The sequence below is a fragment of the Corynebacterium falsenii genome (assembly GCF_020099275.1).
Taxonomy (GTDB): domain Bacteria; phylum Actinomycetota; class Actinomycetes; order Mycobacteriales; family Mycobacteriaceae; genus Corynebacterium; species Corynebacterium falsenii.
In genome coordinates this window covers 1,854,323-1,873,172 of sequence record NZ_CP083646.1, presented here as the reverse complement: position 1 = coordinate 1,873,172, position 18,850 = coordinate 1,854,323, and the positions used below count along the sequence as shown (strand labels likewise).

11 protein-coding genes are annotated in these 18,850 nt (G+C 62.7%); 9 read left to right on the top strand and 2 right to left on the bottom strand.

Features of this window, described 5'->3' with window-relative positions; translation table 11 throughout:
* Window positions 1–209 precede the first annotated feature (209 nt).
* The gene (locus tag LA343_RS08225; protein WP_025402854.1) at window positions 210–2,111 is read right to left on the bottom strand and encodes an HNH endonuclease signature motif containing protein; all 1,902 of its coding nucleotides are present in this window, start codon (window positions 2,109–2,111) and stop codon (window positions 210–212) included.
* A 526-nt stretch (window positions 2,112–2,637) separates the two neighbouring features.
* On the opposite strand from LA343_RS08225, the gene LA343_RS08220 reads away from it, so the two are divergent.
* The 3 genes from LA343_RS08220 to LA343_RS08210 are packed head-to-tail and all read left to right on the top strand — an operon-like array spanning window position 2,638 to window position 7,728.
* On the top strand, window positions 2,638–4,791 hold the full coding sequence (locus LA343_RS08220) for a hydantoinase/oxoprolinase family protein (RefSeq protein ID WP_025402853.1): 2,154 nt from the start codon (window positions 2,638–2,640) through the stop codon (window positions 4,789–4,791).
* A gap of 41 nt (window positions 4,792–4,832) precedes the next feature.
* On the top strand, window positions 4,833–7,172 hold the full coding sequence (locus LA343_RS08215; RefSeq protein WP_052337556.1) for a hydantoinase B/oxoprolinase family protein: 2,340 nt from the start codon (window positions 4,833–4,835) through the stop codon (window positions 7,170–7,172).
* A 52-nt stretch (window positions 7,173–7,224) separates the two neighbouring features.
* Window positions 7,225–7,728, top strand: coding sequence for an acetone carboxylase subunit gamma (locus tag LA343_RS08210; protein ID WP_025402851.1), 504 nt, complete (start codon window positions 7,225–7,227; stop codon window positions 7,726–7,728).
* 86 nt (window positions 7,729–7,814) lie between these two features.
* Here the strand turns inward: LA343_RS08210 and LA343_RS08205 are convergent, their stop codons facing one another.
* Window positions 7,815–10,220: a helix-turn-helix transcriptional regulator gene (locus LA343_RS08205; RefSeq protein WP_144084491.1), complete on the bottom strand. Its 2,406-nt coding sequence runs from the start codon at window positions 10,218–10,220 to the stop codon at window positions 7,815–7,817.
* Between the two features lie 517 nt (window positions 10,221–10,737).
* Between LA343_RS08205 and LA343_RS08200 the strand changes: the two genes are divergently transcribed.
* From LA343_RS08200 to LA343_RS08175, 6 genes are all read left to right on the top strand, one after another.
* Complete coding sequence (locus LA343_RS08200; protein WP_025402849.1) at window positions 10,738–13,035, top strand: polyribonucleotide nucleotidyltransferase; 2,298 nt, start codon at window positions 10,738–10,740, stop codon at window positions 13,033–13,035.
* A 193-nt stretch (window positions 13,036–13,228) separates the two neighbouring features.
* Complete coding sequence (gene dapB / locus LA343_RS08195) at window positions 13,229–13,993, top strand: 4-hydroxy-tetrahydrodipicolinate reductase (RefSeq protein WP_025402848.1); 765 nt, start codon at window positions 13,229–13,231, stop codon at window positions 13,991–13,993.
* 2 nt (window positions 13,994–13,995) lie between these two features.
* On the top strand, window positions 13,996–14,748 hold the full coding sequence (gene thyX, locus LA343_RS08190; RefSeq protein WP_025402847.1) for an FAD-dependent thymidylate synthase: 753 nt from the start codon (window positions 13,996–13,998) through the stop codon (window positions 14,746–14,748).
* 162 nt (window positions 14,749–14,910) lie between these two features.
* A complete protein-coding gene (gene dapA / locus LA343_RS08185; protein WP_025402846.1) occupies window positions 14,911–15,813 on the top strand; it encodes a 4-hydroxy-tetrahydrodipicolinate synthase in 903 nt (300 codons plus the stop codon).
* A 7-nt stretch (window positions 15,814–15,820) separates the two neighbouring features.
* Complete coding sequence (locus LA343_RS08180) at window positions 15,821–18,079, top strand: ribonuclease J (protein WP_025402845.1); 2,259 nt, start codon at window positions 15,821–15,823, stop codon at window positions 18,077–18,079.
* Window positions 18,080–18,100: 21 nt separating this feature from the next.
* Entirely contained in the window at window positions 18,101–18,838 is a 738-nt protein-coding gene (locus LA343_RS08175; protein WP_081737418.1) for a TIGR03085 family metal-binding protein, read from the top strand.
* The last annotated feature ends 12 nt before the right edge of the window (window positions 18,839–18,850 follow it).

The window sequence follows — 18,850 nt, the reverse complement described above, 5'->3', positions numbered from 1 at the left end:
TGCCTCGCGGCATTGCCCCTCCACCACGCCATCCTCGTATTTTCGGGGTGGCGTGGTTTTTCTTGTCTCGGGGCTAACGAGTCTGTTTGCTTGGTGTGCTGGTGGTGGGATGGTTGCGTCCGGATTCCGGATCGGCTCGGTTCGGATTGGCTTGGTTCGGGTTTGGGGTGGGGTGGTGCTCGGTGCTGGTGCTAAGTGCTGCTGGTTGGTCATGATGCTCGATCACTGCGGCGTGTTGGGGACTGTGGTTGTGGTGGGTCGAACAATGCCTGAACCTCCTCACTTCCCCAAGCCTGGTCGGTCACTTTGGCGCCGGGGGCTTGGCTGGCGGTGGTGGACGTGTTGACCACAACCGTGTCACTCAACCGCGGGTGCGGACGCGGGCGTGCGTGCGGGCCCGACCCTGAAGGTTCGGTGACCGGTGACCCAGACGGTGATGGATCTGTCTTTGGTTCAGTATCTGGTGGTGGTGCCCCAGGCAGATCCGGTAAGCCCTCATGAGTGTGGCGGGCTTCCCACCAGCCGACGCGTCCGGAATCCGGATCAACCTCGGCATGGCCCATACCCACACCACCATCATGCTGATCCCTATTCATCCGATGATGCGTCCGACACAACAACGTCAAATTATCAACGGTCGTGCGTCCCCCACGGGACCAAGCTTTGATGTGGTGAACATCGCAATCCACCGCAGCCCGGTTACACCCCGGATACGCACAACACAGCTGCTCAGCAACGAGCATGAGCTTCTGCTCCACCGTGGCGTGCCGCTTCATCCGCGCGGCAGTAAGGGCGCGTCCGGAATCCGGATCGAGCACCACCCCCAGATCATGTTCAGCCAACCCCAACCGGAGAATATCGATCGGGTGCAGCCGGGCGTTGGTGTTCGTGGGAAACCACACACCAGGTGCATTCAGTGACTCTCCGGATACCGGTGGTGGGGAGCCAGTGGTACCGCTGGTGGCAGGTGCTCCGGATTCAGCTCGGATCGTGGGGCTGGCTTTCACGCCAGGGTCCGCATCAGCATCAGTGGTGTTGGTGGGCAGTGTGGTGAGATCCTTGGCCGACAGTGCCACCACTAGGGATGCCAACCCCCGTGTGCGTGGGGCGGTGGCGGCGTCAGCATCCTCGGCCCAGGTTTCCAACATCGCCATGAACACATCCGCCCTGCGTTGAGCCATGGTTCTACGGTCCTCGTCCGTGTTCACCCCACGACTGCGGTCGAACGCCGCTAATCGTGCTGGGGACATCAGCGTTTCCAACAATGCGTGCCCTGTGCGGGGGAGTACGGCGGTGAGGCGGATGTTGCCGTGGGTGTCGGCGGGTGACCAGAGGAGTTTGCGTGCCCGGTAGTCAGCGGTCGGATCCACCACGCTGCTATTGAGTGTGCGGACTTGGGTGCGCAGGTGGAGTTTGAGGTCGTCGACGGTGGTGGTGGTTGCCATGGTTGTGGCGTTGTCGAACAGGATGTGGTGATGCTCGGTGTGCAGGCTGGGGTGGAGGTGTTCGAGTTCGCGGTTGATCTCCGCCAGTTTCGCATCGCTAAGCTTGCGGGCTTGTTTGCGTGCTTGTGCCTGGGCAGCCAAATGTGCTTGGTGGGCTTCGTGTGCCCGACGACGTTCGGCTAATTGGTCGGCACGACTCTGGGCATCGTCGGTGTCATCGTCGTCATTGTTGGCTGAGTCTTCCTCGCCGTCGGTGGTGTTGTCGCCGTCAGTGTTATCTGTGGGTGGTTCGGGTGGTTTGTACAGGCTTATCCCGAGGTTGATCCACTGTCGTGCTTGGTATTCGGAGGTGTCCAACAACCTCGCGAGGTAGGTCGAGGTTCGTGTCGTGCCCGCCGCGCGGGAGATGTGTGCTTCGTGGGCAGCATAAGCAAACGCCGCATACAACGTGTCGGTGTGGCTGATGGTTTTCAACAGGCGGATGATGTCGGTGCGGTGGGTGTGGAATAGCTCGGCGGTGGGGGTGGTGAGGATGTCGGTGACCGTGGCCATGGATGCTTCGATGACATCAACATGCGTGGCCAAATCAACGACACTGTCACTGTCGGTATCGTTTGTGTGTTCGTCTGTTCTGATCGACTCTTTGGTGTGTGGTGTGGTGGCCATAGTGATCTTCCCCCTGGATAATTCCCCTACAAAGTTCCTACTGTGCCCGTGGCACCACCGGTGATAAACTCCGATATACCTGCTAAAAGCCAGCATATCCGGATGTTTCTTGGTGTTTCCCCGTGGTGTGGCGTCCCCGTGTGGTGTTGTTGGTTTCTATAGTACAGGCGTGTGGGACATCGAACAAGAGTGTTAGGCAACATTTTCGAAAAATATTGACACGCCCTGGTCAGATCGAAAAGATACATCGGGCGCACAAATGCCTGTGCAGGCACTACCTGCAACCACCCGAACCCAACCCAACGAACGGGAGGCTGGTGGCGTCGAGGAAAAAGAGGCCAACCCCCTAGGGTGCAACGCCCCGAAAATCCAACACCGAAGGGTGGCCACCGGGTGGGGTGGGTGGTAGCCGAAAACCACCCAGGTGGGTAGTGGATAACCCTCCTTCGCGCGCCATAGTGTGAGTTGCATCACAGCCTCGTGGGTGAAGGAACCGCGGGCGTGATCTCGTGAAACGGAGGAAGGTATGGCTCCCGAATCTGCCGCCCGCAGGGTTGAAGTGCTTGGCATCGACGCCGGCGGGACTATGACCGACACGTTCTTTGTCGACAACAACGGCGACTTCGTCGTCGGCAAAGCACAATCCAACCCAGACGATGAGTCCGTGGCACTGCTGAACTCCAGCGCCGACGCACTCGTGGGCTGGGACATCGACAATATCGACGACGCAATCGGCCAACTCATCACCGGTGTGTACTCCGGTACGGCCATGCTTAACCGTGTTGTGCAGCGCAAAGGCCTCCGCTGTGGCCTGATCGTCAACGCAGGAATGGAAGATTTCCACCGCATGGGCCGAGCAATCCAGTCCCACCTCGGCCTGGCCTACCCCGACCGCATCCACATCAACACGCACTGGTACGACGAACCGCTCGTGCCACGCGACCTTACCCGAGGCGTTGTGGAGCGCGTTGACATGTTCGGCACCGTGGTGATCCCGCTCCGCGAGGACACTGCCCGCCAAGCAGCCCAGGAACTCATCGAAGCCGACGTTGAAGGCATCGCGATTTCCCTCCTGCACTCCTACAAGAACCCCGAGCACGAGCGCCGCGTCCGCGACATCGTGCTGGAAGAAGTAGAAAAGTCCGGAAAGAAGATCCCAGTCTTCGCCTCCGCCGACTACTATCCGGTGCGTAAGGAAAGCCACCGCACCAACACCACCGTGCTGGAGGCCTATGCAGCAGAGCCCTCGCGGCAGACGCTGAAGAAGATCTCCAACGCCTTCCGCGAGCACGGCGCCAAGTTCGACACCCGCGTGATGGCCACCCACGGCGGCACCATCTCTTGGAAGGCCCGCGAGCTGGCTCGCACCATCGTGTCCGGACCAATCGGCGGTGTGATCGGTGCGAAGTATCTCGGCGAGACGCTGGGCTACGACAACATCGTCTGCTCCGACATCGGCGGTACGAGCTTCGACGTGGCTCTCATCACCCGAGGCGAGCTGTCAATCCATAACGACCCCGACATGGCCCGCCTGGTGCTGTCCCTGCCGCTGGTCGGCATGGACTCCGTCGGCGCCGGTGCTGGTTCCATGGTGCGCCTCGATCCCTACACCAAGGCCATCAAGCTGGGTCCGGATTCCGCCGGCTACCGCGTGGGCGTGTGCTGGGCTGATTCCGGCATCGATACCGTCACGGTCTCCGACTGCCACGTGGTGCTGGGATACCTGAACCCGGATAACTTCCTTGGCGGTCTTATCACTCTCGACGTCGACCGCGCACGCAACGCCATCAAGGAGCAGATCGCCGATCCACTGGGCCTCAGCGTGGAGGAAGCCGCCTCCGGCGTGATCGAGATTCTCGATACCGAACTTCGCGACTACGTGAAGTCCCTGGTCTCCGGCAAGGGCTACTCGCCAGAGAGCTTCGTCTGCTTCTCCTACGGCGGTGCCGGCCCGGTACACACCTACGGCTACACCGAGGGCCTGGGCTTCCAGGACACCCTCGTTCCCGCCTGGGCCGCTGGCTTCTCCGCCTTCGGATGCGCATCCGCAGACTTCGAGTACCGCTACGACAAGTCCCTCGACCTCAACATCGATGAGGATGCAGCCGACGACGAGAAGGCTGCCAACGCGAAGGTTCTCCAGGACGCCTGGTCAGAGCTCACCGAGAAGGTCCTTGAGGAATTCGAGCTCAACGGCTACAAGGCCGAGGACGTGACCCTCATCCCCGGCTACCGCATGCAGTACCGCGGCCAGCTCAACGACCTGGAAATCGAGTCTCCCATCTCGAAGGCCTCCAGCGCCGAAGACTGGGACGCCTTGGTGGACACCTTCAACGACACCTACGGCCGCGTCTACGCAGCCTCCGCCCGCTCCCCAGAGCTCGGCTACTCGGTGACCGGCGCCATCCTGCGCGGCAAGGTGGACATCCCCAAGCCGCAGATTCCGGAAGAGGAACTCCAAGGCAAAGAGCCGCCAGAGGAGTCCCGCCTGGGCACGCGCCGCTTCTACCGCAAGGGCGAGTGGAAGGAAGCGCAGCTGTACCAGATGGAATCGCTGCTGCCAGGCAACGAGATCACCGGTCCCGCCATCATCGAGTCCGATGCCACCACCTTCGTGGTCCCCGATGGCTTCGAAACCTACCTCGACAAGCACCGGATCTTCCACCTCAAGGAAGTCTAAGCCCCTACCTCTAGGGACCCCCAAGGGAAGGAAAGACACTCATGACCACCACAATTGGCACTCCTGCCGACAACTCCGTGGACTCCGGGCCCAAAGAAGGCATCGTCTACGGAGGTGAGACCCTCAAGGCTCACCGCGACCGGATCATGGAAGCGACCCGCTCCACGGGCCACTACGCAGGCCTGAAGGACAAGGACCTCCGCGCCTCCAGCCCAATCCAGTACAACAAGATCTTCTCCCGCCTCCGCGCCGGCCTGGTGGACGCTCGCGAAACCTCCAAGAAGATCGCAGCATCCCCCATCGTGGAGCAGGAAGGTGAGCTCTGCTTCACCCTCTACAACGCCTGCGGCGACTCGATCCTGACCTCCACCGGCATCATCATCCACGTGGGCACGATGGGCGCGGCCATCAAGTACATGATCGAGAACAACTGGGAAGATAACCCAGGCGTGGAAGATGGCGATATTTTCTGCAACAACGACTGCCTCACCGGCAACGTGCACCCCTGTGACGTGCACACCCTGGTGCCCATCTTCTGGGAAGGCAAGCTCATCGGCTGGGTCGGCGGCGTGACCCACGTGATCGACACCGGCTCGGTGGGCCCGGGCTCCATGTCCACCGGCCAGGTTCAGCGCTTCGGTGACGGTTACTCCATCACCTGCCGCAAGATCGGCTCCAACGACACCCTGTGGCGCGACTGGCTCCACGAGTCCCAGCGCATGGTCCGCACCACCCGCTACTGGATGCTCGACGAGCGCACCCGCATCGCCGGTTGCCACATGATCCGCGACCTCGTGTACGACGTCATCGAATCCGAGGGCCTGGACGCCTACTGGAAGTTCGCCTACGAGTCCGTCGAGCACGGCCGCGAGGGCCTGCAGAACCGCATCAAGGCGATGACCATTCCGGGCACCTACCGCCAAACCGCCTTCGTGGATGTGCCCTTCAGCCACGAAGACGTGCGCCTGCCCTCGGACTTCGCCAAGGTCGACACGATCATGCACGCGCCCTCCGAGATCACCATCCGCTCGGATGCCACCTGGAAGATCGACTTTGAGGGAGCCTCCCGCTGGGGCTGGCACACCTTCAACGCGAACCCGGTGAGCTTCACCTCCGGCATCTGGGTGATGATGACCCAAACGTTGATCCCCTCCGAGATGATCAACGACGGCGCGGCCTACGGCACCGAGTTCCGCCTACCCAAGGGCACATGGACAAACCCGAACGATCGGCGCGTAGCCTTCGCCTACTCCTGGCACTTCATGGTCTCCGCCTGGTCCGCACTGTGGCGCGGTCTCTCCCGCGCCTACACCGGCCGCGGCTACCTCGAGGAAGTCAACTCCGGAAATGCCAACACCTCCAACTGGCTGCAAGGCGGCGGCTTCAACCAGTACGACGAGATCCACGCCGTGAACTCGTTCGAGTGTGCAGCCAACGGAGTGGGCGCCTCCGCCACCCGCGATGGCATCTCCCACGCAGCGGCCATGTGGAACCCGGAAGGCGATATGGGCGACATGGAGATCTGGGAGCTCGCCGAGCCCCTGGTCTACCTCGGCCGCCAGATCAAGGCCGGCTCCGGTGGTGCAGGCAAGTACCGCGGCGGCTGTGGCTTCGAGTCGCTCCGCCTGGTCTACAACGCCAAGGACTGGACCATGTTCTTCATGGGCAACTCCAACATCACCTCCGACTGGGGCCTCATGGGTGGCTACCCGGCAGCTTCCGGCTACCGCTTCGCCGCCCACGACACCAACCTCAAGGAGCTCATCGAAAGCGGCGCGGAGATTCCGATCGGTGGCGACACCGATCCGGAGAACCCGAAGTACGACGCCCTCATCCCGGACGCGCAGATCAAGCGCGACAAGCAGGCCGTCACCACTGAGGAAGCCTTCAAGGACTACGACCTCTACCTCAACTACATGCGCGGCGGCCCCGGTTACGGCGACCCGCTCGAGCGTGACCCGCAGGCCGTGATCGACGACATGAACGGCGGATACGTTCTGCCCCGCCTGGTCGAAACGGTCTACGGCGTCAAGGCCACCGAGAATGACGGCGTGTGGGAACTCGACGAGTCCGGCACCGAGAAGCTGCGCGAGGACATCCGCAAGGACCGCCTCGCCAAGGCCAAGCCGGTTTCCGAGTGGATGAAGGAAGAGCGTCAGCGCATCATCGACAAGAAGGCCGCCATCCCGGTCCAGCTCATGTACGCCCAGTCGTTCAAGCTCGGCCAACGCTTCCGTAAGGAGTTCCGCGACTTCTGGGACATCCCGGAGGACTGGGACCTGCTGGAAGAAGATCTGCCGGTGCCAAGCTTCGGCCGCGATCGCGCCATGGACATCTCCGAACTGCCGGACGTCCACATGGTGAAGTTCGTCGAAGAGTAAACCCCCACCAGCGCCACCACCCCAAGCCACTACTCACAAGGAGACTAGACCAATGGCTTACACCAAGGAAAAGGTCAGGGACCTCGTCAACGGCAAGATCGACGACGATACCTACCAGCAGATGCTCAGCTCTCCGAAGGACATTGAGCGCTTCCCGATGTACCTGGAGATCCTCCAAGAGCAGGTCCCCTGGGACGACAAGATCGTGCTTCCCCTGGGCCCCAAGCTCTTCATCGTCCAGCAGCCAGACGACAAGCGTTGGGTCATCAAGTCATGGTCCGGCCACGTGTTCTGCGACTGGAACGAAAACTGGAAGATGCACGCCCTCATCCGCGTCCGTGAGACCGCCGCGGACATGGAGGAGATCTACCCGCGGCTCATGGCCCCGTCCACGGACTGGCAGGTCATCCGCGAGTACATCGACCCCACCTCCGGCGACCTCCTCGAGGTGGAGGCCCCGGTGCCGTGGTACCCGGTGATCCGCGACTTCGAGCCGGATATCGACACCTTCTACAAGGAGTGGGTCGGCATCGATATCCCGGAGCGCTCCAACTAACCCCGCACCTCTAACCCCCCTCTAACCCCCCCTCTAACCCCCGAGCAGCGACAGCCACTCAGCACCGTCGCCGCCCGGGGGTTAGCCTATGCGTGGCCATCTAGATCGAAGCCTGCATCCTCCGCCGCACGCACGCAGTCATCGCGCCGGGACACATCGAACTTCACGAACAGGTTCTTCAGATACCACTTCACCGTGTTCACCCCGAGCCTGATCCTGCGGGCAATATCGCGGTTACTCAGCCCCTGGCGCACCAGCGCGAGGATCTCGATTTCGCGGTCGCTCAGTTCCACGTACTCGGTGTCGTCCGTTGCGGCGTCGGATATCGAAGGTTCTTGTTCACGGTCGACGCCACCAGCATCCCCATCCCCAGCCAGCCCAGGGGACTGACCGGAGTCCTCGGCGCTGAAGGGATAGGCGGGGGCAGCATCAGCCTGGAGCGCGGATGGGTCGGGCAGTAGCGTGCGTTCGAGGTGCACGTGGGTGGCGAGGCGGTGCAGTCGCAGCTTGTGTGCCACCTGGAGAGCTTGGTCAAGCACAGCATTGGCGTCGTCGAGGCGGTTGCGGTCGGCGTAATAGCGAGAAAGCGTGAGGTAACCGGCGATCATGAAATCGACCACGCCGCCCTCGGTGCGCAGCTCGCAGTAGTTGCGGCAAAGCTTCTCCACGTCGTACCACTCACCCGGGCCGTGGACGGTGAAGTCCTTGCGGGCGTAGGTGAGGGAGGCGACAACGGCGCCAGCGAGGCGTGCGGCGTGGGAATACGAACCGGCTTGGCTGCAGGCCACTTCGTAGCCATGGAGGGCGTAGCTCTGGGCGCGGGTGACGTCGTTGGCGTCGCGGTGAGCGAGGGCGCTGTAGAGCAGGCCGTAGACCACTGAGAACGGCCCGGTGGTCGCGCGGTGATAGGGGTGCGCCCAGCGCTGCACCTTGAGCGCCCCGACCGAATCCCCGGCGCGGAGGTGCACGAACGTGGCAATATTCGCGGCGACGGACACCACCCACGGGCGCAGGGAATCCGCGTAAGGGAAGCAGACATCCTGCATGGGGGCGATGTCCTCTACGGCATCGGCGTACATGTCGATGCAGGCCTGGATGACGGAGGCCTCGATGCTTTGGGATTGGGAGAAGCCCTCCTGGGACATGAGGTCGAGGAAATACTGGGCGTCCGCAGCTCGGTGGAGCAGGCAATTGGCCCACGCGAGCGCGAGCTGCAGTTCCGTATCCGACTCGCGGACGTGGGCGGGGACGAGCTCGCACAGCGCGATGAGCGAGGACATGCGGGAGTGTTCCACGAGGTTCATGGCGTGGGTGCGGACGATGTCGATGGCGAGCTCGGGGTCCGGGGCCTTGTTGGCCTGATGGACGGCATCAAATGGTTGATTGTGGGCGCTGAGCCACTGCGCGGCGGCGATGCGCGTGTCGTGGAGCCGTTGGGGATCCACCACGGCGAAGCGTCGGCGCAGGGTAGCGGCGAACATGTGGTGGAAGCGGTACCACTCAGAGTTGTCATCAATGGCTTGGAGAAACAGGTTGCGCCGGGAGATGTCGGAGAGCAATAGAGAGCCGTCGCTTCGGCCTGTAAGTGCGTTGACGAACTCAGCGTTAATCCGCTCTGGGACGGAGATGACGTGGAGTATCTCGAGCAGATCTGGCGGCAGGCCGTCGAAGACCACCTCGGCAAGATACGTGGACACCTCGCCGGGAGCGGTGGCGAGCATGTCGAGGAACTCGTCGGTGTCTTGGGCATCCTGGTACGCCAACAGGGCTAGCTGGAGCCCAGCCACCCAACCATCGGTGGCTTCCAAAAGGCGGGCGCGAGCGGCGGAATCAAAGCGTGTGGCGGGGGAGTCGTGAACGAATTCTGCGAGCTCCTCGGGGTCGAAGCGCAGGCTTGCCGCACCGACTTCGCGAAGGCGTCCGTCCAGCTTCAATTTACGCAAGGGCAGCGGGATGCGCTGCCGGGAGGTGATGAGGATGGTGACTTGCTCGCAAGGGTGATCGACGAGCCATTGCAGGATCTCCTGGCAACGCGGTTCCTTAATGAGGTGCCAGTCATCGAAGACGAGAGACAGGTTGGCTTCAGACTGATGAATCCAATCGACAATGGGCGGCAGGCCCCAGCGGGCGATGTCATCGGTGTGCTCTTCGAGGGCGGCGCCGAGATGTTCCGCGCAGCCGGGGATGGCGGAGTCGATGACCTCGATGAGGTGGGACATGAACCGGATGGGTGCGTTGTCGTCTTCGCCCACACCCATCCAGGCGGTGACGGAGGTGGGGTGCGGCTGCGCGGTGTGCTCTCGTCGCTTGAGCCATTGTGCCGCCAAGGTGGACTTGCCGTACCCGGCCGGGGCGGTGACGACGATGAGCGGTGGATCGTCCGACAAAAGCCGGTTGAGGATCCGATCGCGGTGGACCTCGTTGCGGACGGGCGCGGGCGGGCGTGATCGCGCCACAGGTACATGAAACCCCTGCTGCGCGGAAGAAGTCACGGCGATAACCTCCGATGGCGAGTCCACAAATTTGTGATGTGCAGCACAGGCTACCCGCACGTGTGCAGCGGGGGAGACGATCAGGATTTTTCTTAGGATCGGTCGACAAGTGTTACACCGAAAGGGGAAAAAATTCGCCAGGGAGAACCGGAAGATTTAGCGTTGAACAGCAAAAATGGTGGAGAGCGGATGATTGTCTGCGGGGGAGTCTCCACCGATGGGATGTGTCCGATTGGCCAAGCTCACCCACGCCGACGTTAAGGAAAGGTGGGGATGCTGTGCAGAAAACACAAGTAGTCGATTGTGTTTTCAGAACTGTTGAGGGCTCGTCCAGTCAGGGGCGAGAGGGGGCAAGCGTGGTAGGATTGCTGCTGGTAAAAACCGCACAACATCTCTTAAATACCTTCGCTACAAACGCTTCAGCACCGGCATCGACGACCTGGATGGCTGAGAGGCGAGGGGAAGACGTGAAGCGAGCTCCGCGGAGCGCGCAGAAAGGCGATTCATCGCACCCGTTATGAGTCAGAAAAACTCGAAGATCACCGCTGAACTTATTGATCCCGACGCTGGAGTGTGGGAAGCAGCCGCCACCATCGACAATGGCGACTTCGGTACCCGCACCATCCGCTTCGAAACCGGCCTGCTGGCCCGTCAGGCTGACGGCGCAGTGACTGCCTACCTGGACGAGGACACCATGCTCCTGTCCACCACCACCGCCTCCCGCAACCCGCGTGAGGGCATCGACTTCTTCCCGCTGACCGTGGACGTGGAAGAACGCATGTACGCAGCTGGTCGCATCCCCGGCAGTTTCTTCCGCCGCGAAGGCCGCCCGGGCACGGACGCCATCCTGGCCGCCCGCCTCATCGACCGTCCGCTGCGCCCCACCTTCGTGAAGGGCCTGCGCAACGAGGTTCAGGTCATCGTGACCGTCATGTCCGCCGACCCGCAGGATATGTATGACGTAGTTGCGATCAACGCTGCATCCGCCTCCACCCAGCTCTCCGGCCTTCCTGTCTCCGGTCCTGTCGGTGGCGTTCGCATGGCGCTGGTTGCTGACGACAAGCACAAGAAGGGCCAGTGGGTTGCCTTCCCGACCCGCGAGCAGCAGGAGCAGTCCGTCTTCGAGCTCGTGGTGGCAGGCCGCGTGACCGATGAAAACGACGCCTCCTCCGCCAAGCACTCCCGCGGTCGCGGACGTGGCCGCGGCAAGGCTTCCCAGCAGCCCAACGTGGCCGTCATGATGGTAGAAGCTGGCGCAACGGAAAACGTTGTAGAGCGCATCGCCGAGGGCGCGCCGGCTCCCACCGAAGCCGTGGTGGCCGAGGGCATCGAAGCAGCCAAGCCGTTCATCGCCACCTTGTGCGAGGCTCAGAAGGCACTGACCGACGCCGTAGACGCCGAGGCCCGCAGCTTCGACCTCTACCCGCCCTTCGGCGAAGACGTACTGTCCGCCGTTGAGTCCGAGACCGAGGACACGCTGGCCGACATCATGTCCATCGCCGACAAGCAAGAGCGTGACGAAGCACTGGCGAACAACATGCAGGAAACCGTGGACAACCTGCTTGACGAGTTCCCCGAGCGTGAAGCGGAAATCCGTGCTGCCCACAATGACGTGACCCGCAACCTGGTTCGCAAGCGCATCCTCGAAGATGGCTTCCGCATCGACGGCCGCGATCACACCACCATTCGCGACCTCGGCATCGTGGTGCAGATGGTTCCGCGTGCCCACGGCTCCGCACTGTTCGAGCGCGGCGAGACCCAGATCCTGGGCGTGACCACGCTGGACACCCTGAAGATGGAGCAGCAGCTCGATTCCCTGGGTCCGGAGACCTCCAAGCGCTACATCCACCACTACAACTTCCCGCCGTACTCAACCGGAGAGACCGGTCGTGTGGGCTCCCCGAAGCGCCGCGAGATCGGCCACGGTGCTCTTGCCGAGCGTGCCCTGACCCCGGTCATTCCCTCCCGCGAGGACTTCCCGTACACCATCCGCCAGGTCTCCGAGGCGCTGGGATCTAACGGCTCCACCTCGATGGGGTCCGTGTGCGCCTCCACGCTGAGCCTGTACAACGCCGGTGTGCCACTCAAGGCACCTGTCGCCGGCATCGCCATGGGTCTGGTGACCGGCAAGGTCGGTAACAAGGACAAGTACGTCACCTTGACCGATATCCTCGGCGCCGAGGATGCCTTCGGTGACATGGACTTCAAGGTTGCCGGTACCGAGGACTTCGTGACCGCACTGCAGCTGGATACCAAGCTCGACGGCATCCCCTCCGACGTGCTCAGCGAGGCCCTCGGCCAGGCTCGCACCGCTCGCCTGGAGATCCTGTCCCTCATGGCAGATGCCATCGACTCTCCGGACGACATGAGCGAGTTCGCACCGCGCATCACCACCGTGACCATTCCCCAGGCCAAGATCGGTGAGGTTATCGGGCCCAAGGGCAAGACCATCAACCAGATCACGGAGGAGACCGGCGCCAACATCTCCATCGAGGATGACGGCACCGTGTTCATCTCCGCTGTGGGTGGCCCCGCCGCAGATGCAGCGATTGAGAAGATCAACGCCATCGCCAACCCACAGATGCCCAAGGTTGGCGACCGCTTCCTGGGCACCGTGGTGAAGACCACCGCCTTCGGTGCCTTCGTATCGCTGGTTCCGGGCAAGGACGGCCTGATTCACATCTCGAACCTCGGCGGCGACCGCCGCATCGAGCGCGTTGAGGACGAGGTCTCCGTGGGAGACAAGATCCAGGTTGAGATCGCAGATATCGACAACCGCGGAAAGATCTCCCTGGTTCTCGTCGACGAGGACTAGTGAGACAATGAGGGCGAGTCATCCAGGTGATGGCTCGCCCTTTTGTTGCACAATAGCGGGCACAGGTATGCACGTGTAGGTACATGTTTGCACAGGCGCGCGAATGCACCGCATGCACCGCATGTATCGCATGCACACTGCCAATTAGCACTAGTAACTGCACATATTCACACGTTTAGAGGAGTTTTAGCCCATGGGTTCCCAGGCCACAAAGGTTGGCGTACTTGGCGCACACGGTCGCGTTGGCACCGCCATCGTCGCCGCGGTGAAAGAGGAAGAAGGCCTTGAACTAGCCGCTGCCGTTGATCACGGCGACGATCTCCAGGTACTCGTCGACAACGGCGTGGAGGTGGTCGTTGACTTCACCGTCCCGGATGCCGTGATGGATAACCTCGAGTTCTGCATCAGCCACGGCATCCACGCCGTGGTGGGCACGACCGGCTGGACCGAAGAGCGCTACAACACCGTCCGGGAATGGCTGGACAAGTCCGAGGGCACCGGCGTGCTGGTGGCCCCGAACTTCGCAATCTCCGCCGTGCTGACCATGAAGTTCGCCGAAATGGCAGCACCGTTCTTCGAGTCCGCCGAGGTTATCGAGCTGCACCACCCGAATAAGAAGGACGCCCCCTCCGGCACCGCAGTGCACACCGCAGAGGGCATCGCCCGCGCCCGCGAAGCCGCCAACATGGGGGAGCAGCCGGACGCAACCGAGCAGACCCTCGACGGCGCCCGCGGCGCAGATGTCGACGGTGTGAAGGTGCACGCGGTCCGCATGACCGGCATGGTGGCTCACGAACAAGTCATCTTCGGCACCCGCGGCCAGTCGCTGACGATCAAGCAGGATTCCTATGACCGCGAATCCTTCGTCCCCGGCGTGCTCGTCGGCATCGACAAGATCGCTGACAACCCCGGCCTCACCATCGGTCTGGAGAAGTTCCTCGGCCTGGAGAACAAGTAGCCATGGCCACCATTGCGGAATTGCAGGTTGACCTCATCGGTCACACAACCTTCGATCCGCCCGCCGACGTACCGTGGAGCACAGACGCCGAGGACGGCGCTGCGCTCGTCGAGTTCGCCGGGCGAGCATGCTACGAAACGTGGGACAAACCCAACCCCCACACGGCTACGAACGCGGCGTACGTGCGCCACGTTATGGACGTCGGACACACTACGCTGCTCGAACACGCCAGCGCCACGATGTACCTGCGCGGAGTGTCACGCTCGTGCGGGCATGAAATCATGCGCCACCGGCACTTCAGCTTCAGCCAGCTGTCGCAGCGCTACGTGCCGGCCGAAGAAGCGCGCGTAGTGATTCCCCAGGCCATCCGAGAAGACGAGAAACTCACCGAGCTGTTTCTCCAATCCGCGGATGTTGCCTACCAGGCCTACGAGGAGATCCTAGAGGGCGTGACCTCCACGCTCGACGGACACTCCCACGTGGTCATGCGGAACAAGCAGGCCCGGCAGGCCGCACGTGCGGCATTGCCCAACTGCACGGAAACGCGCTTCGTCATGAGCGGAAACTTCCGCAGCTGGCGGCACTTCATCGCCATGCGAGCAGCAGAACACGCAGATCCGGAGATCCGCACGGTCGCGGTCACGTGCCTGCGCCACCTGCAACGCATCGCGCCGACGGTCTTCGACGATTTCTCCATCACGCCGCTCGTCGATGGCGGGGAAATGGCAACCAGCCCCTACGTCAGCGACATGTAGCGGACTCCAGGGCCGGTGAGGCTGGTGGCGTCGAATAAAAAATGGCTCCACACAACCGAGCTAGCCGACAATTGCACACATACTGTGAGCAAACGGAACAAACGGAGCAAACGATAGCCCAAATACGCCCAAATCGCGGGCAGGAAGGTAACCTGGGTAGTCATGAGTACAGGTAATGCAGCAACAAGGGGAGCCGAGCACTTCGGCACAGTTTCTCTTGCGATGGTCACGCCCTTCAAGAAGGACGGAACCGTCGACTTGGATACCGGCGTCTCGCTCGCGGGGCACCTGGCGGACAAGGGCTGTGACTCTCTGGTTCTCGCCGGCACCACCGGCGAATCACCCACCACGGGTGTGACCGAGAAGTTGGACCTGCTCAAAGCTGTGCGTGCGGAACTCGGCGACCGGATCAAGCTGATCGCCGGAAGTGGTTCCTACGACACGGCCGCAGCCGTGGAACTGTCTCGCGCATCCCAGGATGCCGGTGCCGATTCACTGCTCGTGGTGACTCCGTACTACTCCCGTCCCAACCAGGAAGGGCTGTACCAGCACTTCACCACCGTCGCTGACAACGTGGACATTCCCGTGTGCCTCTACGACATTCCCTCGCGATCCGTCGTGCCCATTGAGGCCGACACGATCCGCCGGCTGTCCGCACACCCGAATATCCAGGCTGTCAAGGACGCCAAGGGTGACCTGTTCGCAGCCATGGAACTGATCGAGCACACCGATCTGGCCTGGTTCTCCGGCGACGATCCGCTGAACCTTCCATTCCTGGCGATCGGCGCCACCGGCTTCATCTCGGTCATCGGTCACGTGGCTTCCCAGCAACTGCGGGACCTGCGCGACGCGTACGACGCGGGAGATATTGCGAAGGCCCGGAGCATCGCGGTGGCGCTGCAGCCATTGCAGAAGGCACAGGCGCGTCTCGGGGGCGTGACATTTGCGAAGGCTGCACTGAAACTTCGAGGAATTGACGTGGGATCCCCGCGTCTTCCCATTATTGAACCAACCGCCGCTGAGATGGATCAGCTGGCACAAGACCTGCAGGACGCAGGGGTATAGGGAAAGTATGACTGAACAACGATCCCGGGGCCGTAAGGTCACCCGGAAGGCGGCTCCGCCGAGCGCGGAAACTGCCGCATCTGCAGAAGCAGGCAACAACGGAAATAACGGCAACGGCGGCAACGGCGCGCCCTCGCACTCCGACGTGGCAACCGTGTTCAACGACGGCGGCGCCGCTGCCCGCGCCAACGATGGTGCCCAGGGCGGCGACAACGCCGACAACGGTAGCAACCACAACGCCAACCACAATGACGGTGGCAACGGCGGTAATGGCGGCAACGGCGGTGGCAACCGCAGCCGCAACCGTCGCTCCCGTGGCCGTGGCCGCAACGGCGGCAATAACGGTAGTAACGGCAACGGCGGCCAGAACAACGGCAACAACAACCGCGGCGGCCAGAACAACGGCAACGGCGGAAATGGTGGCGGCAACAACCGTGGCCGCAATAATTCCAACAACCGCGGCAGCAAGAACAACAACCGCGGCGGCAACGATCGCCGCAAGGGCGCGCTCAAGGCCATGCAGGGCGCGGATCTGACCCAGCGCCTGCCCAAGCCGCCGAAGGCTCCGAAGGGCGGCCTGCGCATCGTCGCGCTCGGCGGTATCTCCGAGATCGGTCGCAACATGACCGTCTTCGAGTACGACGGCCGACTGCTCATCATCGACTGCGGCGTGCTGTTCCCCAGCTCCGGCGAGCCGGGTGTGGACCTGATCCTGCCTGACTTCAGCTACCTGGATGACAAGTGGGATCGCGTGGAGGCCCTCGTGGTCACCCACGGTCACGAGGACCACATCGGCGCTATCCCGTGGATGCTCAAGCAGCGCGCGGATATCCCGATCATCGCCTCGCGCTTCACCTGCGCACTTATTGCCGCGAAGACCCAGGAGCACCGTCAGCGCCCCAAGCTGATCGAGGTCGATGAGAACTCCCACGAAAACCGTGGACCGTTCGATATCCGCTTCTTCGCCGTCAACCACTCCATCCCGGACTGCCTGGGCATCGCCCTGAAGACCGGCGCTGGCCTGGTGGTCCACACCGGCGACATCAAGCTGGACCAGACCCCGCTGGACGGTCGCCCGACCGACCTGCCGGCACTGTCTCGCTTCGGTGACGAGGGCATCGACCTGTTCCTCTGTGACTCGACGAACGCCACCACCCCCGGCGTGTCCGGTTCCGAGGCAGACATCGCCCCGACCCTCAAGCGCCTCGTGCGCGATGCCAAGCAGCGCGTCATCATCGCGTCCTTCGCCTCGAACGTCTCCCGCGTGCAGTCCGCCGTGGATGCGGCCGTGGCGGCCGGGCGCAAGGTGGCCTTCAACGGCCGCTCGATGATCCGCAACATGGAGATCGCCGAGCGCATGGGCTACCTCAACGCGCCCCGTGGCACCGTGGTGACCATGGACGAGGCCGCGAAGATGGCCCCGCACAAGGTGGTTCTCATCACCACCGGTACCCAGGGTGAGCCGATGGCAGCCCTGTCCCGCATGGCCCGCCGCGAGCACCGCCAGATCACCGTCCGCGATGGTGACCTCATCATCCTGTCCTCCTCGCTGGTCCCCGGCAACGAAGAGGCAGTGTTCGGCGTGATCAACATGCTCGCCCAGATCGGCGCAACCGTGATCACCGGCCGCGATGCCAAGGTGCACACCTCCGGCCATGGCTACTCCGGTGAGCTGTTGTTCCTCTACAACGCAGCCCGCCCGCGCAACGCCATGCCGGTTCACGGCGAGTGGCGCCACCTGCGCGCCAACAAGGAGCTGGCCATCAGCACCGGCGTGAACCCGAACAACATCCCGCTGGCGCAAAACGGCGTGGTCGTGGACCTCGTCGATGGACACGCCAAGGTTGTGGGCCAGGTGACGGTCGGTAACCTCTACGTCGACGGCGTCCGCATGGGCGATATCGACTCCGAGGTGCTCGAGGACCGCACCGCCATGTCCGAGGGAGGCCTGATCTCCGTGACGGTTGTCATCGACAACCGCACCGGTCGCCCACTGGAGGCTCCCTCCGTGCAGGCCAAGGGCTTCTCCGACGATGCGCGTGACATGCTCAACGAGATCCGCGAGATGGTGGATAACGTAATGCTGGACCTCGCGGGCGAGGGCGAGAACGACCCGTATCGCATGGCTCAGGCCATCCGCCGCAAGGTCGGAAAGCTCATTTCCGACAAGTGGAAGCGCAAGCCGTTCATCGTTCCCACCGTGGTTCCGATGACCAGCGAGATCGTGGAGGAGCTGGACGAAGAGGAGTCACGACCCTCCGTTTAATCCTCCGCTAGTCTGGTGATTATGACTTCTGATAATCGACACAACGGCCATAATTCACCAGGCACCCCTTCGGTCCGTTCAGCAACGACCGCTCAGCGTGAGCGGCAGCAGCTGGCGGACCTTTTGCTGTCCCTCGGCCCGGACAAGCCGACCCTGTGCGAGGGCTGGAATACCCGCGACCTCGCCGTACACCTCGTCCTGCGCGAGTACCGCCCGGACGCCACCGCGGGCATGTTCATCTCATCGTTGTCCGGTCACCTGGACAAGAAGACTGCCGAATACGAGAAGAAGCCCTACGCCGAATTGGTCGAGGCTTACCGCAGCGGCCCTCCCGTGTGGAACCCCATGCGCCTGGGCGACAAGTTCATCAACGCGGCGGAGAACTTCGTTCACCACGAGGATGCCCGTCGTGGGGGAGGGGAGTACACCCCGCGTGACCTCCCCGCCGAGGAGCGCGACGAGCTGTGGAAGGTTGTGCGTCAGGTCTCCCGGTTCTTCCTGCGGGATAGCACCGTGCATGTCATTCTGGAGCGCACCGACGCTGCCTCTTCCTCGTCGTCTTCCTCCTCTTCCTCGTCGACGCCATCAGCCAGCAATCCCGTCCACCGCGCAGGTGCTAACGCCTCCGCTGAGGTCCGAGTGGCCGGCGAAGCCGGCGAGCTCCTGCTGTGGCTGTTCGGGCGTGACGATGCAGCTCAGGTGGAGATCACCGAGTCCGAGCCTGGAGCCAAGGACGGCGTAGTCAAGCGTGTAGCCTAGACGCTCTGCCGC